The 22,622-nt window shown below is 33.4% G+C and carries 18 protein-coding genes and 1 pseudogene; 8 read left to right on the forward strand and 11 right to left on the reverse strand.

Going from position 1 to position 22,622, the window contains the following annotated elements; translation table 11 throughout:
* Positions 1-38 precede the first annotated feature (38 nt).
* The 3 genes from DM444_RS22225 to DM444_RS22235 all read right to left on the reverse strand — a co-directional run bounded on the left by DM444_RS22225 (position 39) and on the right by DM444_RS22235 (position 4,487).
* Positions 39-833, reverse strand: coding sequence for a polysaccharide lyase (locus tag DM444_RS22225; RefSeq protein WP_111290747.1), 795 nt, complete (start codon positions 831-833; stop codon positions 39-41).
* 352 nt (positions 834-1,185) lie between these two features.
* Positions 1,186-2,706 (reverse strand): phosphoethanolamine--lipid A transferase EptA, encoded by a 1,521-nt coding sequence (gene eptA, locus DM444_RS22230; protein WP_111291208.1) that lies wholly within the window; start codon positions 2,704-2,706, stop codon positions 1,186-1,188.
* Between the two features lie 242 nt (positions 2,707-2,948).
* Complete coding sequence (locus DM444_RS22235; protein ID WP_111290749.1) at positions 2,949-4,487, reverse strand: serine hydrolase domain-containing protein; 1,539 nt, start codon at positions 4,485-4,487, stop codon at positions 2,949-2,951.
* Between the two features lie 140 nt (positions 4,488-4,627).
* Between DM444_RS22235 and DM444_RS22240 the strand changes: the two genes are divergently transcribed.
* The 8 genes and pseudogenes from DM444_RS22240 to DM444_RS22270 all read left to right on the forward strand — a co-directional run bounded on the left by DM444_RS22240 (position 4,628) and on the right by DM444_RS22270 (position 11,975).
* Positions 4,628-5,641, forward strand: a complete 1,014-nt coding sequence (locus DM444_RS22240) for a sensor histidine kinase (RefSeq protein WP_111290751.1) — start codon at positions 4,628-4,630, stop codon at positions 5,639-5,641.
* On the forward strand, positions 5,631-6,338 hold the full coding sequence (locus DM444_RS22245) for a LytR/AlgR family response regulator transcription factor (RefSeq protein WP_111290753.1): 708 nt from the start codon (positions 5,631-5,633) through the stop codon (positions 6,336-6,338). The genes DM444_RS22240 and DM444_RS22245 overlap by 11 nt, the downstream gene beginning before the upstream one ends.
* A gap of 161 nt (positions 6,339-6,499) precedes the next feature.
* Positions 6,500-7,198, forward strand: a complete 699-nt coding sequence (locus DM444_RS22250) for a DUF1826 domain-containing protein (protein WP_111290754.1) — start codon at positions 6,500-6,502, stop codon at positions 7,196-7,198.
* 187 nt (positions 7,199-7,385) lie between these two features.
* Positions 7,386-8,785 (forward strand): annotated as a pseudogene (locus DM444_RS24120) (sulfatase-like hydrolase/transferase); the annotation flags it as partial.
* A gap of 6 nt (positions 8,786-8,791) precedes the next feature.
* Positions 8,792-9,757 carry a hypothetical protein gene (locus DM444_RS24125; protein WP_394364533.1) on the forward strand — a complete coding sequence of 322 codons (966 nt, stop codon included), beginning with the start codon at positions 8,792-8,794 and terminating at the stop codon, positions 9,755-9,757.
* Positions 9,758-10,023: 266 nt separating this feature from the next.
* Positions 10,024-10,662, forward strand: coding sequence for an MEDS domain-containing protein (locus DM444_RS22260; protein WP_111290755.1), 639 nt, complete (start codon positions 10,024-10,026; stop codon positions 10,660-10,662).
* 17 nt (positions 10,663-10,679) lie between these two features.
* Entirely contained in the window at positions 10,680-11,279 is a 600-nt protein-coding gene (locus DM444_RS22265) for a hypothetical protein (protein ID WP_111290757.1), read from the forward strand.
* Positions 11,280-11,975 carry an XAC2610-related protein gene (locus DM444_RS22270; RefSeq protein ID WP_111290759.1) on the forward strand — a complete coding sequence of 232 codons (696 nt, stop codon included), beginning with the start codon at positions 11,280-11,282 and terminating at the stop codon, positions 11,973-11,975. It begins immediately after the preceding gene.
* A gap of 3 nt (positions 11,976-11,978) precedes the next feature.
* Here the strand turns inward: DM444_RS22270 and DM444_RS22275 are convergent, their stop codons facing one another.
* The 8 genes from DM444_RS22275 to DM444_RS22310 all read right to left on the reverse strand — a co-directional run bounded on the left by DM444_RS22275 (position 11,979) and on the right by DM444_RS22310 (position 22,619).
* The gene (locus DM444_RS22275; RefSeq protein ID WP_111290761.1) at positions 11,979-13,283 is read right to left on the reverse strand and encodes an ATP-binding protein; all 1,305 of its coding nucleotides are present in this window, start codon (positions 13,281-13,283) and stop codon (positions 11,979-11,981) included.
* Positions 13,284-13,286: 3 nt separating this feature from the next.
* On the reverse strand, positions 13,287-14,105 hold the full coding sequence (locus tag DM444_RS22280; RefSeq protein WP_111290763.1) for a peptidoglycan-binding protein: 819 nt from the start codon (positions 14,103-14,105) through the stop codon (positions 13,287-13,289).
* 70 nt (positions 14,106-14,175) lie between these two features.
* The gene (locus DM444_RS22285) at positions 14,176-14,829 is read right to left on the reverse strand and encodes a hypothetical protein (protein ID WP_111290765.1); all 654 of its coding nucleotides are present in this window, start codon (positions 14,827-14,829) and stop codon (positions 14,176-14,178) included.
* Positions 14,826-18,923: an eCIS core domain-containing protein gene (locus DM444_RS22290; protein ID WP_239455772.1), complete on the reverse strand. Its 4,098-nt coding sequence runs from the start codon at positions 18,921-18,923 to the stop codon at positions 14,826-14,828. Before DM444_RS22290 ends, DM444_RS22285 begins: the two co-directional genes overlap by 4 nt.
* 6 nt (positions 18,924-18,929) lie before the next feature.
* Positions 18,930-20,303, reverse strand: a complete 1,374-nt coding sequence (locus tag DM444_RS22295) for an eCIS core domain-containing protein (RefSeq protein WP_239455773.1) — start codon at positions 20,301-20,303, stop codon at positions 18,930-18,932.
* Between the two features lie 41 nt (positions 20,304-20,344).
* Positions 20,345-21,205 carry a DUF6734 family protein gene (locus DM444_RS22300; protein ID WP_111290767.1) on the reverse strand — a complete coding sequence of 287 codons (861 nt, stop codon included), beginning with the start codon at positions 21,203-21,205 and terminating at the stop codon, positions 20,345-20,347.
* Between the two features lie 11 nt (positions 21,206-21,216).
* Complete coding sequence (locus DM444_RS22305; protein ID WP_111290769.1) at positions 21,217-22,044, reverse strand: DUF6734 family protein; 828 nt, start codon at positions 22,042-22,044, stop codon at positions 21,217-21,219.
* Entirely contained in the window at positions 22,041-22,619 is a 579-nt protein-coding gene (locus DM444_RS22310) for a hypothetical protein (protein WP_111291210.1), read from the reverse strand. Before DM444_RS22310 ends, DM444_RS22305 begins: the two co-directional genes overlap by 4 nt.
* Between the last annotated feature and the right edge of the window lie 3 nt (positions 22,620-22,622).

Genomic DNA, 22,622 nt, shown 5'->3' on the forward strand with positions numbered 1-22,622 from the left:
TTTTATTTTTTTGATCAATTTTATTTAAAGTTTATAAATTATAAAGCATCCCAAGATGCACTTGGATAATAAATAGAACTTGTTACTGGAGCTGTCCAATAATCTTGGCTGCCACCGCGGAAAGTGTGAAGACTTACTGCATTTACATTTCGCTTAGAATCGTTTGTTACCCAACGTATTTTTTGATTCAATATCTCTGTGCCATTTACATAATATTTTACATATCCGTCGGTATTTGATCCGGTATTAAGCTTAACAGATATTTGACAGTTGTATGTTACTCCCTCTTGGATATAATATTTTTTTCCAAAGTCATTACCATATTGTCCAGGCTGATCTTTATAATAAACATAAGGCTGAAGATAAGCTCCGCTTCCTTTGGCAGTATTTGACCCATTTGGGCAATACCACATAAATCTGGCACTACCGCCATTTCCGTCCCAACCTGGATCGCCACCCGTATTCTGGTCGCCAATTAGGATACCATATCCGCATTTGCCACCTCGGCTCCAATAAAACCCTGAATTAAATTTCATTGTAAACCAAACAGTGTAAAGTCCAGTTGACCAAACACCATACGATGTACAAAGACCTCCAGGACACGATAATGTATTGGTTTGTAATGTGATAGTTCTTGCGCCAGCACTACCAGCAGCTAATGCGGCAATTCCTTCTGTAGCCAAGGTTTTAGCCGAGATGTCGTTATCAACGATTTTCAACTCATCTTTTGTTGTAGATTCCTGCTGCGTATTTAAGTCTTGCTCTTTTTCACAGGAATTAAATACTAATACTGTAACAAACAGTAAACTAGTTAATTTTAAGATTTTCTTCATTTTTTAAAGTGTTAAGGTTAGTGAATAAATAGTTAGTAAATAATTGATAGTGGTTATATCATTTGATATTGAAACTGAGAATTTTTCTCTCAATCAAAAATCAATTGATCAGAAAATAAAAACAATGTAAAATTGATTAATATTAAACTGTACGAGGGGTAATAAAGTGCGTTTTTACGTACACAAAAATCCAGCTTACGTTAAATTGTCTGTTTTTAGCTGAAAATTTTAGCAAAACGTAAAAGGAGTATGAAGAATAAATTATAAGTAGTTGATTTATAGTTTTAAAGAAAGCTAAAACTAGAAGGTAAATCAATTAGATAAAAACTTTTCAAAAGAAAAAAACATATATTTATTTAAAAATATTCAGATCTTCATTATAGATCGGACTTTCAATATTTAAAAATTTTAAAACACTATGAAATACATAATTCTGAGATACTATGTTATTTGGTTTAATTTGTTTTTTTGGGTCAGATACCCAGACAATAAAAGGAATTTCATACTGCTCTTTGGGAGCAATACTTAATGGTAAACCATGCATATAGAGGTTTTTCTCACCCAAGGATTCTCCGTGATCTGAGACAAATATCATTGCACTGTTGTAGTTTTTTAATTGCTTTAAGTCTTCAATAATATTGTGTAAAATGTAATCTGTATATACGATTGTATTGTCGTAGGCATTTATTAATTCAGTTTGAGAACAATTTCCTAATTCAACACTATTGCAAACCGGTTTGAACACTTCAAATTTTGGAGGATATTTTTTGCTATATGTCGGTCCGTGACTGGTGCTCGTGTGCAAGATTATCAATATTTTATTTTTCTTGCTAGACAATATCTGTTCTTTTAATCTGGTCAAAAGAATTTCGTCATAATTGCATTGTTCACCTTTGCAATATGGCAGCAAAGCATCTTTTTTTTGATAATTTTTGATATGAACAGGAGGCTCTCCCCAGTTGGACGTTCTCCAGATAACTTCTACATGATTTCGATACAAATAATTGGGCAGAATTTCATACAAAGCATCTGTTTTTTTATAATCTAAAATCGATTTTACTCCTCCTGTAGTATAAGTTGCGGAGGCTATAGCGTTGAAATGGTAAAGGTTGTCTGTTTTTGAAAGATAGGGATTTGTATTTTTTTTGTAGCCATACAAAGAGAAATTTTGGCTTCTTGCTGATTCGCCAATTACCAAAACAACAACAGACTTTTTGTTGTCTTTAATGACAGCTTTGGGAAGCAGAATTTCTTTCTCGTTTTTTTTGTATTTGTGAATATAAAAAAGCGAAGTATTTACGGAATAGGACCAAGGCATTGCAAGTCCTCCTAAAGTTTTTGAATTTTTATCAATCCACAGCCAGTTTCCAGCATTTACAAATATTAAAACAATAAGAAACAAAAGCGTAAGCGAAAAAGTCGTTAAAAACTTCTTTAGCGATACACTTATAATTTTAGTTTTGATAATATAAATACTAGGCAAAATGCCTAGAAAAATGATATAAACGATTAATCTAAAAGAGAAAAAACTGCTGGACTCACCATAATTAGTATTGAGAATATTACCCACCATACTTTCGTCAATTATAATGCTGTACGTATTAATAAAGTAAATAGCCAATGCATTAATATTGAAAAAGAGTACTAGCAGAAATTTTCCAAAATAGCGTGATAAAAACAAGATCAAGTAAAAAGCAAAAAAGTTTGCTACAAGCATAGCAATAACTAAACTGATGATAATGATTATTCCGTTAAAGCTACTATAATCAAGGTTATTAACTACAAATTTGAAGAAAGGATAATGAAAGAATACAAAATTGATAAAACTCATTAAAAGTGCAAAATGAGTTATTTTTAAACTACTTTTTAAAATACACTGTATTAATTTCATGTACCGAAATAATTAAAGTGATTAAATATAACAATTTATTGTTAGACTTTTGCCAATGATTTTGCGCTCTATTGAAACTTGATTTGTTCGAATGCTATTGATAGGATTGTTTAATGCAATAGGACCTAAAAAGGAAAACCTTTTTCGCCTGATTAAAGAATGAAAAAAAACTCTAAATCAATGATTTAGAGTTTTTAATTTTATGATTCAACGAAATGTATAATTTATTTTTCATTAAGCAATTGTGCAAGTTTTTGTTTTCCTTGCTCATTGTCTGGATTCATAATAATCGATTTTGAGTACATCATGACAGCTTCTTCATTTTTACCTGACTCCATAAGCAATTGTGCATAACTGTCGTACGTATTAAAACTGTCTTGAAATAATAAAGTTGCAAGCTTAAAAGTTTCAAGTGCTAGTTCTTCATGACCTTTAAATTTTGACATATAATAAAGGTTATATCCCAATTCATTCATTTCCCATTCACTTAAATAGTATGTTTCTTTGCTATTATTTGAATTTAAAACTGAAGCAGCATAATCGATTCCCCTATTAACTAAAGCAGTTCCATATAATGTGACAAGTGATTTTGAGGTGCGTATGGCTAATGGTGATTTATCGTTTAGAATTGCTATAGAAGATGTTAGAAACCGACCAAATTCACTGCTAGCAGTATTATCAAAACCAATGAGAACCTGATCTTTAGCAATATTGTGCCAATAAAATGTAGCGAGACCAATTTTATAGCCTCCATGTCCTACTGATTTTCCATAATCGGGTTGTTCAAAAATTTCCCAACCCAATCCGTATGTCATTTTTCCTTCACCGTCAAGAGTGTCCATTCTATCTTGATAATAAGTGCTTCCGTTGTTGAGTGTTAACGGCGTCAATGCTTCTTGTAAAGAGGTCATTTTTAATAATTTGCCATTAAAAAATGCACGATCGAATAGTAAAAGATCTGTAGTTGTTGACATTACACCGCCTTGTCCAACAGTACCTTTGTTATTGTAATTTAGATATTTATATCTTGGTATAGAATCTGCTGCAGTATAAGTGCTATCATAACCTGGATGCTCCTTGCCATGCGGTATTACTGCTAGTTTGTCTTTTGAATCAAAATCAGGATAAATACTTAAATAAGTATGATGCATTCCAGCTTTACGGAATATATTTTTCTCTAGATAAGTATTGAATTTGAGACCACTAGTTTTTTCAATAAGAAGCGCCAATAAGTTGTATTCTGTATTACAATACCTGAATTCATCACCAGGCTTGAAGTATAGTCCATGTTTCCATTTTTGAAGTTCAGGGATTATATTCCGATTAGTTATAATTGTGTCTGGAAAATGTTTAACCAATTCTTCAAACAACTCTAAGTCAGGTAAACCAGATGTATGGGTTAAGAGATGTCTGATTGTAACATCTTTAAAAGGAAATTCTTTAAGATAGTTCGTTAAAGGATCATCGAGCTTGAATTTTCCTTTGTCTCTAAGTTGTAAAACTGCGGTTGATGTAATTACTTTTGAAATTGATGCTAAATTAAAACTAGAATTTATATTGCAGGTTTGCTTTTTGGGAATATTGGAATATCCAGAAGAAAGTTGCGCAATAGTTTTTCCGTTTTGCGAAACAAGAATGTTTCCGTTGTGCTGACTTGATATTAAATCAAAATAGTTTTTGAAATTATCAGTTTTACTTTGCCCATAACAATTCATAATAAGAGAAGCTAAGGCAACCATGAAATAAATAATAATAGTTTTCATATTTTTGTTTAATTGATTAAGTATCAAAGAAACATTTTAAAGCAGCATTGTTTTTTATTTTTCGTTGAACACGGAAAAAACATCGATAGACAGGTTTATAAAATCAAAAAATGGAGCTCATAATAGTATAAATTTGTGTTATGAAAATAAGATTTTTTTTATTTATCCTTGCATTTTTTGCTTTTTATATGCTGTCGTTTGGAATGCGTCAGTTACCAGATCTTGTTCATGGTCATTTTAGCTTTCCAGTTGGAAGCCAATCTTTAAAAACCTGGATTCGTTTTTTGGTTGATATGCTGCTGTATTATGCTTTATCGTATGGTTCATACTTAATTTTGTACCAATTCTATCCTCTAAAGAAAATATGGGCTATTTTTTTCTTCTTACTATTACTTTCTGTTTCTTTTTTTTTCCTTAGCTTCTTTTGGACATCGTTTGCAGAAAATTCAGTTTTAAGAATTCGCAACCATTTTCACCTTATTTCGTTTACTGCAGTTATTAATATTGCATTCGGGGCCGTATTTTATTTCATACAATATTCACAGTTTCGCGATATACAGAACATGAGATTACAGTTACAGAGCAGACAAACGGAATTATCATTCTTACGTTCGCAGATCAATCCTCATTTTTTGTTTAATAACCTGAACAATATCTATTCACTTGTTCATGAAAACAATAGCCATGCGCTTCCTGCAATTGCAAATCTTGCAGACTTGTTGCGATATATGTTGTATAGTGCAGAAGAAGAAATTGCATTGGAGAAAGAAGTTGAATATTTAAACAAGTTTATTTACTTACAGCAGCTGCGATTTGAAGACCCTTTTGCTGTTGATTTTAAAATAGACATGAAGAATGAACAATTTTTACTGCCTCCTTTAATATTGGTCCCTTTTATTGAAAATGCATTTAAACATGGAATGGTGAAATCAACAGAGGTATGGTTAAAAATAATGTTGCAAAGCGATAGTAAACAATTGTCTTTTGAATGTTCAAACCTGATAGCAATAAAAAATAAAGATGAAACAGGAGGAATTGGAATAGAAAATGTAAAAAAAAGGCTTGATTTGATTTATCCAAATAAGCATACATTAATAACTGAAAGAAAAGATGAATGGTTTGTTGTAAAAATGATGATTAAAAATGATAAATAGTAGACTTATAAAATGCATTGTTCTTGATGATGAACACCCTGCAATACGTTTGCTAGCATCTTATATAGCTGGTAATTCAAATCTTATACTTGTTTTAAAGACCACAACACCAGCTGAAGTAATAAAAATTATTTCGGATGGAAATGCTTATCTTCTTTTTCTTGATATTCAAATGCCGGAAATTAAAGGAATAGAAATAATGGAATTCATAAAAGAAAAGCAGTTGCCAACAAAGATAATTATAACTTCTGCTTATTCAGAGTATGCTTTAGACGGTTTTAATCATGATGTAATTGATTATTTGCTTAAACCAATTACTTTTGACCGTTTTCTTATAGCGGTAGACAAGGCTAAAGAAAGAATTCGTACTGATTCAAATATTTGTTCAGGTCATCTAATGTTAAAAACAGAACACAGACTTCATAAAATGGATCTTTCTTCTATACTGTATATTGAAGCTTTAGGTGATTATTTAATCTTTTTTTCTACATCTGGAAAAGTTATAACGCTTGAGAGAATGAAAAATATGGAAATATTATTACCTGAAGAGCATTTTTTACGTATTCATAGGTCGTTTATTGTAAACTTTAATTGTATTGATTATCTTGAAAAAGGTAAAATTGTTATTGGCAAGCAAAGACTGCCAATTGGTGAAACTTACAAGAAAAAAGTAAAAGACTTATTAGGAATTATATAAAAATTTTTACTTAGTTAATTATTTTTTTAATAAGATAGAAGTAGATATTTGTAATTATTTACAGTTGGTAGCTCCAAAAGTTTATAGTAATAAATTTATTCCAACTGGCTACTATTATATAATTTTGTAAAGCAAGAAGTAACTAGCTTCTAAAATATTATATGAATAATACATTTTCTGCCAACAACCAAATTGGTGTAGTATCTACTTTCTTCGAGCTTGTTAATACCAATTTCCAAGGAGAAACAAATGCGCTATGCTGGCACAGAAGTTTGGATGGAGATTTTAAGGAAATCGTAGAAAAGCTATCTCTAAAAGAAAATATAACAGAAGTCTCTTCTAAAGATTTAATCGCACTCCAACTCTCAGAAAAAGGAAATATAGCAAGAGAAATAATCTTAAATGATTTACAATTATTAACCGATTTTGGAGCTTCGCCATCTCTAAATTTATTGAAGTGTTACGAACGTGATGACGAATTTGATTTCATATCGACTGATGTGTATTCGTTTCATGTTGATCGTTCGCCCATTGCAACCGATACATTTTTATGTACCTATCACGGAGCGGCAAGTGATATTGTTTCTAATTCGCAAGCAGAGCAAAAAATTCTAATTCCAGAAATCCGAGCAAAACTAAACGAGCTTCACGATGGAGCAGAAGAGGAGTTTGAAAACTTTTTAAAGGAAAATTATTTTGATTTGCACTATCAGCTACATGCAGATGCAGAACCTGTTAATTTAGGTTTAGGACATCTTTGGCGATTGGCTGTAGATCATCCAAAACAAGAAGTATTGCCTTGTATTCATAGAGCACCTGTAGAAAATGAAGGAGAATATCGGTTATTGCTAATTTGTTAGGGTAATGAAGTAGATATTCTAAAAAACGAGAAGAAAATATTTCACGTGAATTTATATTGACGATTTTTCAATTAAACAGTTATAGATTTTACTAAAAGTTTGTTGCAAATTATAATCTGCAACATCATTAAAAGATTTTGTAAAACCCATGTTTGTAAATTTATTACAAATAACAAAATCTCGTAATATGAAACCGTTTATTAGCCCAAAACTGCTCTTATTTTTAGCTGTATTTCTATTTAGCTGCAATCAATCTCAGAAAACTAATACTGTAACCGAAAAAACAGATTCTGGAGAACTAGACCGAACCACACTTCCAATTCCAGAACCTCCATTTGGCGGAAAAATTGGAAAAACATACAAAGATTCAAAAGAAGAATGGCCCAAACTGGTTACGCCTCCACAAGGAGCGCCAAACGTAATTATTATTCTTTTAGATGATGTTGGTTTTGGGCAGGTTAGCACTTTCGGAGGACCTGTACCTACACCAGAGTTAGATAAACTTGCTGCAAACGGCTTAAAATATAACCGATTTCATACGACGGCAATCTGCGGGCCTTCGCGTGCTGCTTTGTTAACAGGAAGAAATCATCACAATGCAGGTTCTGGCTTTTTGGCCGAATGGGCAACAGGATATCCGAGTTACAACTGTATGATTCCAAAAACTACCGCAACATCAGGTAGGATTTTAAAAGGAAACGGATACAGTACAAGTTGGTTTGGAAAAATCATAATACGCCAGACTGGGAAACGTCTGTTACTGGTCCTTTTGATCGCTGGCCTACGGGTTTAGGGTTTGATTACTTTTATGGATTTAATGCTGGAGAAACTCATCAATATTATCCAGTTCTTTTTGAAAATACAAAAGCCGTAGAGCCAGACAAATCTCCAGAACAAGGCTACCATTTTATGACTGATATGACTGATAGAGCAATCAATTGGTTGGAATATAGTAAATCGGTAGCGCCTCAAAAACCAGTAATGATGTATTTTGCTCCTGGAGCAGCGCACGCACCCCATCATGCACCAAAAGAATGGCGTGATAAATTTAAAGGACAGTTTGATAAAGGCTGGGATGTAGTAAGACAAGAAACCTACGAGCGTCAGCTGAAAATGGGAATTATTCCAAAAGGAACAAAACTAACTCCACGACCTGATTGGGTTACACCTTGGGATAAGCTTTCAGCAGATCAGAAAAAGCTTTTTGCTCGTTTGATGGAAAACTATGCTGGATATCTTTCGTTTGCCGATCATGAAACAGGACGACTTTTAGAAGCCATCAGTAAATTGCCAGATGCAGATAATACTTTGATATTTTATATTGTTGGAGATAATGGAGCAAGTTCTGAAGGAGGAATGGAAGGAACAGTAAATGAAATAAAAGCATTAAGCGGAATTTCGACTCCCTTGGCTGATAATTTAAAACATCTTGATGAAATTGGAGGTCCTAATACAGAACCGCATTATCCTGTTGGTTGGGCTTGGGCTGGAAATGCTCCTTTCCAATGGGTGAAACAAGTCGCTTCTCACTTTGGCGGAAGCCGAAATCCTATGGTGGTTAGCTGGCCAAAAGTAATAAAAGATAAAGGCGGTATGCGCAGCCAATTTGTGCATTTGATCGATGTGCTTCCAACAGTTTTAGATGCATCTCATTTGCCAGCGCCAAAAACGGTTGATGGTGTTGAACAGAAACCTATGGATGGAGTTTCATTCTTGTCCACTTTTACAGATAAAAATGCAAAACCTGTAAGAACAAGACAATATTTTGAAATTTTTAGTAATCGTGCAATTTATGATAATGGCTGGGTTGCCGCGACACAGCATACTTTCCCGTGGAGACAGGATTTTGCACCAGGAAACTGGGATAAAGACAAATGGGAGCTTTATAATATTGATGAAGATTATAGCGAATCGGTTGATTTGGCTAAAAAATATCCTGAAAAGCTTAAGGAACTGCAAGCGATTTTTGATGAAGAAGCGAAAAAGTATAATGTTTATCCATTAGATGACAGAGGTACAGGTCGTTTAATTTCGCCAAAACCAACTCCATCAGATCCTAAACGCAAACACTTTACTTTTTATGCAGGAGCAACAAGACTGGCAGAAACAGCTTCCCCAAATACTAAAAATAAATCACACAGTATTACAGCCGAAATTGAGCTGAAATCAAAATCAGACAGCGGTATTATTGTAGCTTCTGGAGGAAGTTCGGCTGGATTTGCACTGTATGTACAGAATGGAAAACCGGTTTATCATTATAATTATTTTGATGATGCTCGTTACGTCATTACTTCAAAAGAATCACTTCCGATTGGAAAAAGTACCGTACGATTTGATTTTGCTTATGATGGAGGAGGAACTGGAAAAGGCGGAACAGGAAAACTTTATATCAATGATAAATTAGTTGGCGAAGGACGAATTGATAAAACCGTCGCTGCTCGTTTCGGAATCGATACTTTCGGAATTGGTGAAGATTCAGGATCTCCTGTTGCAAAATCCTATAAAGCTCCATTTAAGTTTACTGGAATTATTGATAAGGTCGAGATTGACTTAAAATAATTATTAATTGTAAATGGTGAATTGTGAATTAAAAATATGATTCTTAAAACCTTTCATGAAAAACAAAAACTCCTAAGCAGAAGGAGTTTTTGTTTTTGATAACTGATTTAAATTCTCCCGTTTCTTTAGACTATTTTGATCAAGCTCCATTTTCATTTAATGGAAAAATAGGAAAAACCAAAATTGTTTATTTAAAGAAAAGTTGATGAAACCTGATTTTTTTATACAGCAAGTGTGTGAAGAAACTAAATGCGTATATTTGATGTATGAATAAACAAACTCCATTTTCGGTATGCGGAGAATCATTATCGGCTCCAATGCACATTTGCGGTTTTTTCGATTCGAGAGAACAGCAATATGAGGTAATTATTCCCTATATTTTAGAGGGTTTGGAAGCCAATGATAAAGTAATCAACATTCTTGAAGGAAGTCGTCATGGTGAACATTGTCGCTGTCTGGCTGATAATGGAATCTCTATTACCGAAAAACTTTCGAGTGGTCAATTGGAAGTGCTAGCTTCTGAAAACACTTATATCAAGGATGGCGAGTTTGCTGCCGAAAAAATGTACAAAATGCTCGAACAGACTTTATTATCGGCTTCAAGAGCTGGTTATGAAAGTGTCAGAGCTTGCGGAGATATGGTTTGGGCTCTTAAGAACCTGCCAGGAACTGATGAACTTTTAGAGTATGAAGCTAGACTGAATCTTCTTACTCCACAACATTCCGTTTCACTAATTTGTATGTATGATATTAGCAGTTTCAGCCAAAATACACTTACAGATATATTGCTTACACATCCTTATGTGATCAAGGATGGAAAGATCAGCAAAAATCCACATTATGTAGAACCTTTAGAATTGATTTCAAGTCTTTCGCATTCTCGATCTAGCACGCTTAAGGCCTAATTTTTTAAAGAAAATAAATGCAGACGATAAAGCAGAGAAGATTATTTACAAAAAGAGAATATAATATTCTTGATAATAAAGTGAATTATAAAACATCTTATGTAGGAGGTGAAAGTGAAGGAATGATTGCCTTTGAAAATTTGTCAAAAGAGAAAACGACGTATAAAACTTCTAATAATATTATATTACTACTTTCACTTTTTATTTTTGGAATAACAGGAATTTCTTTTTATTTCCGTAATGATAAAGATTCTGATCCCGATGCCTGGATTGCTTTTGCATTTATAGCTATTGTTTTATTTACTATTTATTTTTTTATGAATGAAAATTCATGGAAAATTAGAACTTATAATAACGGACAGCTTCTTTTATTTAAAAAGCACCCTAATAAAAATTTAGTAGACGAATTCATAACAACTTTGTTTTTAGAGAGAGATAATTATTTGCGTGAACGATATTTAAGTTTAGATCCAAATTTAGATTATGCAACTCAGGTAAATGATTTGAGATGGTTGCTAAATGTGGAAGTAATTTCAAAAGATGAATTTGATCAATATTATTCAGATTTAAAATTGTTATATGTCCCAAAAAGGGGAACAATTGGTTTTGATAGATAAATGAAAAATCTTATTTCGATATTTATTATTCTACTTTTAACGAATTGTAGAAATGCAACAGATAATGTTTCTGTAAAAAAAGACCTTAAAGATAGGGTTTCTGGAAAAGAAGTTTCTCAAACTAAGATAATTATCCCTGTAAAAATAAGTCAGCCTTTTCTTCTCAATGATATAAAATGTATCTGGAAACAAATTGATTCTATTTCGGGTGCAACAACATTAGAATTAAGAGATTATAAAACACAGCGAATTTTATTAACGCATTCAGATTATTTTAAATCTGAAAATGATTTTAATGAACAAGATTATTTTAATGAACATTTTCAGGACTTAAATTTTGATGGTTTTAAAGATTTTCTGATCACAAGCAGCGGAAGTTCTGCAATGACTGATATGATAAATATATTCGTGTTTAATAAAAAGACAAAATCATTTGAATTTTCAGAAGAGCTGTCAGACAATGCGATAGAAGAAAAGGATAGCATTAATAGAATACTCTCTACAAGTTCATTTACTATTGATAATGAGATTAGAAAAAAGCATTATTTTAATAAAAACGGCACCTTAAAATACTCTGAAATCATAACCAGAATCGACCTTAGCGAAGACGATTCGACTTCACATTATAAGAATAATTATGAAAAAGTAGTCAATGGCAAAGTAGTTATGGCTAAAGAGTACACTACTATGGAATGACAACTACATCATTTTTCCTTCTTTTGCATATTCTTTTTTAATTCCCTGAAGCAAATGATTTAGGTTGATGCTTTTATTTTGATCTTCTAAGGTTCTCAAGCAAGCATATTGAATGATATTGACAATATTAGCGCCCGTAATGTCGTATTTTTTTGAAAGTTCTTGAAGGTTTACGTCTTCAGCAATTTTGATTCCTTTTGGCAGATTATTTTGCCACAATCTTAAACGTTCACCATAAGAAGGTACTTCAAACTCAATTATAGATTGAAATCTGCGGGTAAAAGCAGCATCAATATTGGTTTTAAAATTGGAGGCCAGAATCACTAATCCAGTATGATTTTCTATGCGCTGCAGCAAATACGAAACTTCCTGATTGGCATATTTATCGTGTGCATCTCTAACATTGGTTCTTTTTCCGAAAACAGCATCAGCTTCATCAAAAAATAGAATCCAGTCTTTGTCTGTTGCTTTGTCAAAAAGAGAAGAAAGGTTTTTTTCGGTTTCGCCAATGTATTTCGAAATCACCATAGATAAGTCAATTCTATAAACATCTCTTTGAGTATATTTTCCTAAAAGTGAAGCCGTAAGCGTTTTTCCTGTTCCTGGCGCGCCGTAAAACATAACTCTAAAACCGGGTTTTATTTTGGCTTTCATATTCCATTCATGAAGTAAAATATCGTTGAATTTAAGCCAAGTTTCTATTTCTTTTATCTGATTTAAAGTATTGGAATTCAATACCAAATCGTCCCAATCTAATTCCGTTTCTATTAATTGCGCAGGGAAAATACTGCTCAGCTGTGGTTTTAGAATTTTTCCAGTTATAAATTTTTCGATGTATTCATCTTCTAAAATTAATAAACCACTCAATTTAGGTTCGCCATTTGGAACAGATTCTACTTTGACAATTCCCTTTTTATATAAAAAAGATTGATTGTGCAGATAATTATAGAATGAAATTCGGTTTTCGAGATCATTTCCCGCAATTAAAAACTGAGCTGTTTCGCCCGTTGGTAGAATTCCGCGATGATTTTTTGTTTTCATTCCGCCAAATTCTGGCAGTTCACCGCCATTGGGTAAATATTCCGCAATAATCGAACTCAAAAAATCTGGTTTCACATGAGGGACAAGAGCGAGTACCAAAATAAGAATATCAATTTCTGAGAGATTATTTTCGATAATAAATTCATCAATAAAACCATTCGCATCAAGCTGATTCAAGACAGGTTTTTCCGTTGGATTTTCGACCTGAAAAAGAGTATCAAGCTGAAATGCGAATTGGTTTTTGAGATATGTAAATACATTTTCCATTTTCTATACTAAAGATTCGATTGAGAAAAAATCAAGTTTAGACTGTTTATAATTTCTGATTTTGTCCATCACAGCGTTTCCGTTATTAGAACCGCCAGAATTAGTGTTGCCTTCAATCGTTTCTATGGTATCGGCATGAACAGCAGTTACAATTCCAGTATGAATCCAGTCGTTTGGTGTTTTTTGAAGAAGAAATATATCGCCTGGTTTTATCAAATCTGAATTAGTTCTGGCTTTTTGATAACGTGTCAATATATTTTTCTGAAGACCAGTTGTACCCACAGTATCACAGCTGTAAGTAAGTGGCATTAGGGTTTTAAAGTTTTTTCCCTGAATAGAAGCCGCCTGATCAATAATAGCCTGAACAAACCCCATACACCAAAACCATTCGGTTCCTTCGTGTGCATCCATATAGCTTCGAACCCACGGACCAGTATTGCTTTGGTTATTTATGACAAGCTCCAGAGGTTGATTTTTAAGATGATTTTTGGCTGCATTCAGAATTAATTCTCTCAGATTACTTCCCGATATTGGACTTTCAAAAGCTTTTTTGAGCGGCGATACAAGTTTATCAAACAAGCTTTGATCTACATTTCCGTTTTGAGGCAAACCATTGAATTTTTGATAATTCAAAACAGCCTTTTCAGTTGCAGGACCAAAATCTCCATCAATACCTGTTGCCGTTCCCGAACCAGGATTCTGCATAGCAAATAAATTAAGCCAAGATTGAATTTTTTCGACGTCTTTCTTGTTGTTATTTGCTCCATTTCTTTGTTGTGTTGCTTTAATAAGCAGCTCTTTTTGGTAGAATGTTTTTTGCATGACTTTAGTGTTTTAGATGTTTTTTGAGTTATAAATTAGCATTAGTGAAAAGAAAAAAATGATACTCTCTTTAATATAATTTAGATAGTTTTATAAAATGTATTAGACTTTCCTTATCAATACTGCCATAATCATATTGGTCTTTTTTAATTATTTCTTTTATTACTTCATACTCAATGGGATCAAGTTTAAATAACTCATTTAAAAGTCTTGAAATAAAAATGGGTTCCTTGTGATATTTAATAAATAATTCGTTAAAAATGATTACAACGTAATCTCTATATTTCGAACTCTGTAAAGCAAATTGAACCAATACCTTAAATATAATAACTTTGAAATCCCAATCAATTTTTGGGTTTTTAATAAATTTTTCTAAATCTGGAATTATTTCGAATCCCATCAGTACAAGAACTTTTGGCAATTCAGAATGAAATTCAAAAGCCTCTTCATTTTTTTCGTCAAGTAATGCATCCAATAAAACAGGGACTGATTCTGTAATTTTTAATTGACCTAAAGCTCTCCATGCATGCCTCGGAGCAAAATCTTCTATTTTAAATCCTGAAACTGCATGACTTAAATTATGAGTTTTTACAATGTCGATTAGCTCGTCTGCATTTTTTTTTCCAATGTTCAATACTTGAGCATAATCTGGCCAATCCTTAGACAAATTAGTTTTTCCAAATTTGAATAATTTTTCTACTTCTTCTGAATATTTCTTTTTCATCTTACATAATAGTTATTATCTGGTTTAATAATTACATCATCTGTTAAATTATTGATTGCATCTCTTATTACTCTATCTGTTCTGGAAAGCTCTCTAGCTATTTCTCTATATCCTGTAAAGCGTGTTTTTTTATAAACTTTTCCATTTTCTCTAAACTGTCCTGAAACTTTATTACTTTTTAATAAATCTGTTATTAATTGCTCTGGTGGAGTAGCCGCTGTTCCTACAATATTTGGAAAATTACCTGTTAAAATTTGCGAATAGACTGATTTAGTTTTAGTTCCGTCTATCTCATCAATTTTGGCAGTTATAGATTGCGCTATATAAAAACCAAGTGCTAAAGTTAACTGTGCATTACTAGGGGATGGTAACGCAAAAGTTGAATCATTTTTAGAACTTTGATAATAATTAACAGTCATAGAATATTTTAAAGTTTTTGATTTATTATTCTTTGCAAATTGCTCTGGGCCATTAGCCATTTTTGTGTTTAAAGATTGTGTACCAAAAGCTAAATTTTCGTTAGTTGCTTTTCCAAACAAAGCAGCAGATAAAATATGAACGCCTTTTGTTTCAGATTGATTACCTGAATTTTTATCTACAAAGGCATCTATAAAGTTATTTCCTGTCATAACAGTTCTATCTACTCTACTTTCTCCAGCTCCACCATCAGGTTGTTTTTTTGTTAATGGATTTGCAACAACTTTTTTTGGTCTTCCTTGATCCATAACGGTAGGCTTAATCTCCGTTTTTGGAGCAGGTTTCTTTGGTTCACTTTTTTTATTCATTTGAATATAGTTGAAATCCCAATTTTCTCCTCCATCGGTAACGGAGGAAATATTAATTACAGAAGAATGATCTGTATTAACTTTATTTTTAATTCCTTCTGCTTCTTCTAGGGTTATTTCTCCTTCGTCGATTTCTTTTTCACTTTCAGTATCAATTTCTGCTAATGCTCCTGCCACAGCTCCAGAAGGTGTTGCTGCTTCTGGTTGACTTCTTCCCATAAGTCTGTCCAGCATATTCATTCCCGTGTCAACAGCTTTATTCACTAACCAAGTCAGCGCCTCATCAACCATTTGTTGTACGGAAATAATCATTTCGCCAATTCTTGCGCCAATACCAGTTAAACCAACTTGATTTGCTAAGAAACCAATCACGACAGGCATTGCTTGTCCCATAGTTCTTTCTAGATAATTGGCTGCTGTGGCGACATTGCCTCGAGCAAGATCTGCTACACCATTGACAAATGAATTGACAACTTCGAGCATTTCTCGCAAGTATTTGATAAAACTTTGTATCGCATTAAAAAATGCCATAGCACCGTTTATTACTGCCATGATTCCAGTCGGGTCTAACATACTTAGAAGTTTGGCTGTAATTCTATTGACAATACGTTCCATGACAAAGTTTTTCACGGCATCGAGAACGGTATTCCATAAATTGCTAAGCTGTTCTTGTATTTTGTCCCAAATAGCAGCCATACCACGTTCTTGAACGTCTTTAATAAATGTCCAGATCCCTTCAAGCGTATTTATCACACTACGGATTCTGGCAACTCTTGCAGGTCCAATTCTAGGATGTGCGGCAAGTTTTTCCCAGATTTTTTCCATCGAGATATTCAGCACTTGTAATACCCAAGTAATAACTCCGCGTAAAGAGAAATCAGTAAGTACCGGAATATTGGCATCTTTGAGCTCGCTCATCAGCCAGCCGGTTACACCGTTTATTAAATGGGTTACAATATTGTCAAAAAACTGTATGAATCCTTGTTTAAGCGCTTTTAGTATATTTTTTAAGAAGCCAATTGGATCTTTCTTGATGTCTTCAATCGCTTCTAATGCTCTTGTAATAATATTTCCGATGAGATCGAATGGGAAATTCATGATTTCGAGAATGGCAATAATTACAATTCTGACAATTTCTGCCACAAAAGCGATTAGTCGGCCAATAGGTTCTCCAAACTTAGCAATGATTCTCGTGAAAGCATCTAAAGGATGAATAAGATCATTGATCGTCATAGAATCCCAAATATCAGTAAAGAGCTGAATTATAGACTGTGGCGTCATGTTGAGCGCTGTTACTGCAGCTTCAACTTCGCCTGCGATTCTGGCTATTGCACCAGATTCAACCATTTGTTTATATTGTTCTTCTCCGCCATCCATGAGGCTCATAAAACCTCGTATTAGATTTGGAATTGTGCGAGGTACAACTTCTTTTGTAAAAGGATCTTTTCCGATAATTACTTTCACAAGCGAATAACCTCTTACCGTAGCGGCCTGAGAAGATAGCCATCCTAAAAGTGAATCTTTAACAAGTTCTAATACTTTTCTTGCTACTCCTGAGGCAAAATCCCAAACCTTTTGCAGGAATGTTCCCGCCTGAGAGGCAAGTGCAGAGAGATTATCAGCAATGTTTGCCAGATTTGCAGGTTGAATAGCATTCCAGGCTGCAGTTATAAGTCCGCGAAGTAGGCCCAACAACGAATTGAAAGTTCCAACCTGAGTATCAAGCCAGTCGGCAGTTTTTTTGAGCGTGCCTTTTTCACGCATTTGTTCAAGCTCTGTCTGCTTGTCTATCAGTATTAAGAAATCTTCTAATATTTCGACCGTTGTTGAATTCACAGCTACATTGCGTAACGGATCGAATTTGATTATTTTTTTGATTAATGACCATGCTTTGTTTTCTGCCAATAGAGGTTCAGCAACACCAATCAAGGCTTCTTTTATCCAGGTAATAACCTGATCGACAAGAGAAGTGGCAAACGTACGGACATTAGCAACAACTGTATTAAATTTGGAAGTAACTACATCGATAAAAGTGGTAAGTGAGGATTCATCCCAGGCATCTTTTACTAATTTAAGCAATGAATCCAACGTTAAGCCCAATTCGCTCAATCGTCCTTTGACCCAATTAAATACACGGTCTATGATGCCATATTCTTGTAATTTATCGAATATTGCGGTCCCAAAAGGAACTAGTCCCATAAATCCTTCTATAAGATTGATAGCATTTCTCTCAACATTTACATCATTTAGAGGGTCGTAACCTGCTACGACCGTAAGCAGTGTATAACCGGGAATATGTCTGACATTATTTTTGATATAACCAGGAATCAGGCTGGATAGTAATGAACCCTGAATCATTTCGGGAGCAGGGGAGATTGGTTCTGGTTTTTTTCTAATCGCCGCTCCTTGTTGTACAGTATGTGTTAATTCGTGGGCGAGTAAATGTTTGCCATCTTTGGAATTCGGATTGTATTTTCCTTCGTTAAAATAAATATTGTTTCCAGTAGCAAAAGCCTGCGCGCCCAATTGCTTATTCATTTGAACAGCATTAGAGTCATTATGTATGCGCACATTACTGAAATCGGCTCCAATACCAGATTCCATTTCGGTTTTTACTTTTCCAGATAGAGGAGAACCACCGCCTTTACTGCTGTTTAACTTGGACTCGATATTAGAGTTATCGCTAGGATTGGCATCGCTAGCAGCACTTTTTTGCAGTGCTTTTTCTTCGTCTGAGTTTTGTTTCTCTTCCTCTTTTTTCTGCTGTACGTTTTCTTCTTCTCCTTTATTTTGAATTAAAGGTTTGATTGATAGGGTACTTTTTGAAACAGTTTCAGGTTTTTTGATTTCTTTTTTATTCGGAACTGTCTCTTCTTTTTTCTGAGTTTTCTCTTCCAGCTTATGCTGAATTAAGGTTTTTGAAGAAAAAGCTGGATTGATTTCTCGTTTTTCTGGTATTCTAGAATCGAGTTTGTTTTGGATTAATTCTTCTTTAAGCTGTACAACAGGTGTTATGGTTTGGGCAGCAGTTTTTCGCTGTACTTCTTTATTTTTCTCTTCTTGTTTTTGAACATCGCGAGCCAGTTTCTTTTGCATTACTGGCGATGGCGAAAAGAAAGAGTCTGTTTTTGCCGTTTGTTTATTCGCTACTACTTGGTCTGCGACTCTATCGGCTTCTACTTCAAATTTATCGTTAGATTTTCCTATATTCAATTTTGCCTGAACACCAAAAAAAGATTCCTTCCCCTTGTCATGATGTGACGCGGAGTGCGGAGAATTTGATTTTGATATTTGCTTTAATGCCGGCATCTCTCTCTAATAAGTTACGCTAAAACTTCCTTTCAAATTTGGGCTATTCTTAGGATTAATTACTTCGACCACTACTTTAAAGTAGATACAGTCTTTGGTTGTTACTTCAAATGATTGTGTTTCTGTTTCGCCAACATTATATCTTCTTGTAGTTTTTTTTATTTCTCCGAACTGTATAGCTGTTAATCGTATATGGTAATGTTTTTCAGTATGCTTTTTAGCCCATTTTGCAGTTGAGGATATTTTAAAATTGCCCTTTGCACAAAAAGTTGCCCCAGTCATAACAGAATCATCTATGTTAAAAGGGAAATTCTCTTTAGGTAATCCATATTCACCTGAACAACAATCGCGACCGCCTTTTCCTTTTTCTTTTTCTTTTTGCTTTTGTTTTTGTAACTTGTTGTTCAGAGCTGCCGTAGTTTCTGGTCTGACTTTACTATCAGTTTTATTCAAATTGTTTCCAGCTTGTAAATCTTCAGAATGGTTTTCTACAGATGATTTTTGTATTGTTCCTGACTTTTGTTTGGCTCCAGTCTGCTGAATCGTATGCGTGAGCTCATGTGCCAGCAAATGTTTGCCTTCTTTGGAGTCTGGATTGTATTTTCCTTTATTAAAATAGACATCATTGCCATGCGTAAAAGCTTGTGCGCCTAGCTCTTCGCTCATTTTAACAGCTTTACTGTCTGTATGGATGTTTACACTGCTAAAATCGGCTCCAAAACCTGATTCCATTTCACGCTTTGTGTTTTTATCCATGGCATTGCCACCGCCTTTAGAGCTGTTGAGATTACTTTCGACGTTTTCATCTACCGAGTTCGATTCCTTTAGTTTTGCTTGAACTGATTTTTCTTCTTTTTTCTGAGTCTTTTTGTCTTCGTTCTCGCAATTGGCACATTTTTTCTGTACTTTTTTGTCTTCTTCCTTATCTGATTTCTTTTGTACCTTTTTGTCTTCTTCTTTTTCTCCCTTTTTCTGTACTTTTTTATCTTCTTCCTTATCCGATTTCTTTTGCACTTTCTTGTCTTCTTCTTTTTCTCCTTTTTTCTGTACTTTTTTGTCCTCTTCCTTATCCGATTTCTTTTGAACTTTTTTGTCTTCTTCTTTTTCTCCCTTTTTTTGCAGAGGCTGTTCTTGTGCCAAGTCTTGTTTTTGAACTGTTGAAACGGTTTCTGCAATAGGTTTTTGCTGTACAGCTTCTTCGCTTCTGGATTGCAGTAAACCTCCAGTTTTACGTTTGTTTACTACTTTATCAGCAACATTATCGGCTTCTACTTCATATTTATCTCCTACAGCGCCCGTAGTTAGTTTCTTTTGGACTTTTGGTCCAAAAAAAGTAGAAGGGGAGTGATTAGCTATTTTCTTTTGTTCAAATTCTCTCATGATCTATGTATTTTACCATTTTGAAATACTAATTTGTTTCACTAAACAAACTGCAGATTATTTGCGATAACACCTTCTTTCTCTAATGCATTTTTTATTTGCTTGTACCAATACGGAAATATTTTAGAGAGCCGAAGTTCAATTTCATCAACAACATATTTGTCATATTTTTTCATTCCAAAAAAATGAGAATACCCAATCGCATCGGCATATTTTCCATGCTCTGTAATGTTGTCTCCTTTCAAAAGCACTGTCGGATTATTGTTTTTATAATTCAACAGCGATGCAAGAGTATATTGTTCGATTAAAATGCAGGTTTCATAACCTTCTTGTTTTAATTCAGTAAAGTTTTCTTGGTTTTCGATATATATATTCTCCAAGTCATAATAGCTTTTTATGAATTCATCGCGGAGCTTGAGATCGTTAAAACCAAATATGCCACAGTTATAAGAATAGCCCAAATTGGTATGCCAGTAAGGCAGATTCTTGGTGTATTTATTAAAAAACTCTACTTGTTTTTTATAATGGATTTCATAAGTATCTTCTTTGCGTTCTACTATAACATCATCAAAAAGAAAATCTATTTTTTTCTTAATGAATATGTCGGTATCTATGTGAACAAAAGGTTCTGTTTGAAGTTCCATAGCATTAATTTTCGATTTCATCCAAAGGTCAATTCTATTGTCATTTTGCACTTTGGTAACGGCACAAGGAAGCATATTCAGGAATTTAAAGCCTATTTCGTCTACATAAAGCTCAATGTCATTATACCACATATGACTATATAATACACTTAGAGCGGTCATGTAGATCGTTTCCTTTAGTTTGTCTCCCATATTCCATCTGTTATGTATTATGGGAAGCACATCAAGGCTGTAAATCATCTTGTGTTGTTGTTTCATATCGTTTTGTTTTAAGCGATGCCTTCTTTATCTAAGGCATTCTTTACTTCTTTGTACCAATACGGAAAGAGTTTAGAAAGCCTGTTTTCTATTTCTTCAACTATGTCAATTCTGTATTTTTTTTGACCTACAATGTGTGAATAACCAATTCTATCTGCTAGTTGGAAATTTTCGAATAAGTTTTTTTTCCACAGTAATAATGTTGGTTTAATATTATGATGATGCAATAATGCCGCAAGATTATATTGTTCTAAAACAATGCAAGGTTCTACTTTTGCTATTTTGGGATTATGATTTTTTATAAAGATTTCTTCTAAATCATAAAAAGCTTTTAAAAACTGATTTCGAAGTTGAAAGTCTCTAAAACCTAATACTCCACAATTATATGCATATCCCAAATCTGGTTTCCAATAGTCTAAATTTTGAGTGTATTGATTAAAAAAATCTAAACGATATTGGTACATACCGTACAATTCGTAATCATTTTGCTCAACAATTACCTTCTCAAAATCAAAAAATATTTTTTTCTTTATAAAGACATCATTGTCAAGATGCACAAAAGGTTTAGTTTGTTTTTCGATAACATCAATTTTCGATTTCATCCAAATAACTGTGTCTTTATTGCTGCTAATTTCAGTAACTCTGATAGGAAGCATATAAAGAAACTTATAGGCAGTGTCATCAGCATAAAGCTCGATATCCTGATACCATAAATGGCTGTATAGTATGCTTAATGCAGTCGAATAAATTGTTTCTTTAAATTTATTACCTTGATTCCACCGATTATTACTAACAGGAAATGCATCTAAACTGTAAATTATTCTAGGCTCTTCCCTCATAAAATGTTCTTTTTAATGGTATGAATTAAGTTTTTCTCTTCTAAGAAAGTCACATTGTTGTACAAAGAAGCTTTTCGGCTGTGCTTGTATAATCGTTTCCATTCGTAATTTACTCCTGCTATTTCTGAGGTTTTTAGATGTATCTCACTGTTGTGATATTTTTTCATTTCATTAAATGAGGAATGCCATACCATTTTACCTAAAAGAGGTGATTGGGTAAGAGTTAGTCTCGAAAAATCATTTGGAAAATTATCTACATTTATTTCCTTGCCATTAATTTTGAATTTATAAACCAATGTTTCTCCGTTTCTGGTTTTGTAAAATTTAGAGGTATATCTCTTTATGTCAACTTTATTCTTAATTGGATTTAAATCTTCTTCGTTTTCATACAATATATCCAAATCATTTACCCGCATTTGATAGTATTGACGAAGGTTCAAATAATCTGCGACTCCTCCGCAAAAGGCGATTTTCGACAAATCAAGATTATCGAATACAAATCCAAGTGCTTTTTGCTGTTCTATAAGAATATTTTTTTTATCGTATTCTAAAAAAGAAGTGTTATCAGCATTCATACT

This window comes from Flavobacterium ginsenosidimutans (genome assembly GCF_003254625.1).
Classification (GTDB): Bacteria; Bacteroidota; Bacteroidia; order Flavobacteriales; family Flavobacteriaceae; genus Flavobacterium; species Flavobacterium ginsenosidimutans.

What these genes read in the sequence shown, in the direction of transcription:
- DM444_RS22305 (WP_111290769.1), bottom strand. Translation starts at nt 22,044, where the DNA reads ATGAGGGAAGAGCCTAGAATAATTTACAGTTTAGATGCATTTCCTGTT.
- DM444_RS22235 (WP_111290749.1), bottom strand. Translation starts at nt 4,487, where the DNA reads ATGAAAACTATTATTATTTATTTCATGGTTGCCTTAGCTTCTCTTATT.
- DM444_RS22280 (WP_111290763.1), bottom strand. Translation starts at nt 14,105, where the DNA reads ATGCAAAAAACATTCTACCAAAAAGAGCTGCTTATTAAAGCAACACAA.
- DM444_RS22225 (WP_111290747.1), bottom strand. Translation starts at nt 833, where the DNA reads ATGAAGAAAATCTTAAAATTAACTAGTTTACTGTTTGTTACAGTATTA.
- DM444_RS24125 (WP_394364533.1), top strand. Translation starts at nt 8,792, where the DNA reads ATGCGCAGCCAATTTGTGCATTTGATCGATGTGCTTCCAACAGTTTTA.
- DM444_RS22295 (WP_239455773.1), bottom strand. Translation starts at nt 20,303, where the DNA reads ATGAGAGAATTTGAACAAAAGAAAATAGCTAATCACTCCCCTTCTACT.
- DM444_RS22275 (WP_111290761.1), bottom strand. Translation starts at nt 13,283, where the DNA reads ATGGAAAATGTATTTACATATCTCAAAAACCAATTCGCATTTCAGCTT.
- DM444_RS22240 (WP_111290751.1), top strand. Translation starts at nt 4,628, where the DNA reads ATGAAAATAAGATTTTTTTTATTTATCCTTGCATTTTTTGCTTTTTAT.
- DM444_RS22290 (WP_239455772.1), bottom strand. Translation starts at nt 18,923, where the DNA reads ATGCCGGCATTAAAGCAAATATCAAAATCAAATTCTCCGCACTCCGCG.
- DM444_RS22245 (WP_111290753.1), top strand. Translation starts at nt 5,631, where the DNA reads ATGATAAATAGTAGACTTATAAAATGCATTGTTCTTGATGATGAACAC.
- DM444_RS22270 (WP_111290759.1), top strand. Translation starts at nt 11,280, where the DNA reads ATGAAAAATCTTATTTCGATATTTATTATTCTACTTTTAACGAATTGT.
- DM444_RS22310 (WP_111291210.1), bottom strand. Translation starts at nt 22,619, where the DNA reads ATGAATGCTGATAACACTTCTTTTTTAGAATACGATAAAAAAAATATT.
- DM444_RS22265 (WP_111290757.1), top strand. Translation starts at nt 10,680, where the DNA reads ATGCAGACGATAAAGCAGAGAAGATTATTTACAAAAAGAGAATATAAT.
- DM444_RS22260 (WP_111290755.1), top strand. Translation starts at nt 10,024, where the DNA reads ATGAATAAACAAACTCCATTTTCGGTATGCGGAGAATCATTATCGGCT.
- DM444_RS22300 (WP_111290767.1), bottom strand. Translation starts at nt 21,205, where the DNA reads ATGAAACAACAACACAAGATGATTTACAGCCTTGATGTGCTTCCCATA.
- DM444_RS22250 (WP_111290754.1), top strand. Translation starts at nt 6,500, where the DNA reads ATGAATAATACATTTTCTGCCAACAACCAAATTGGTGTAGTATCTACT.
- DM444_RS22285 (WP_111290765.1), bottom strand. Translation starts at nt 14,829, where the DNA reads ATGAAAAAGAAATATTCAGAAGAAGTAGAAAAATTATTCAAATTTGGA.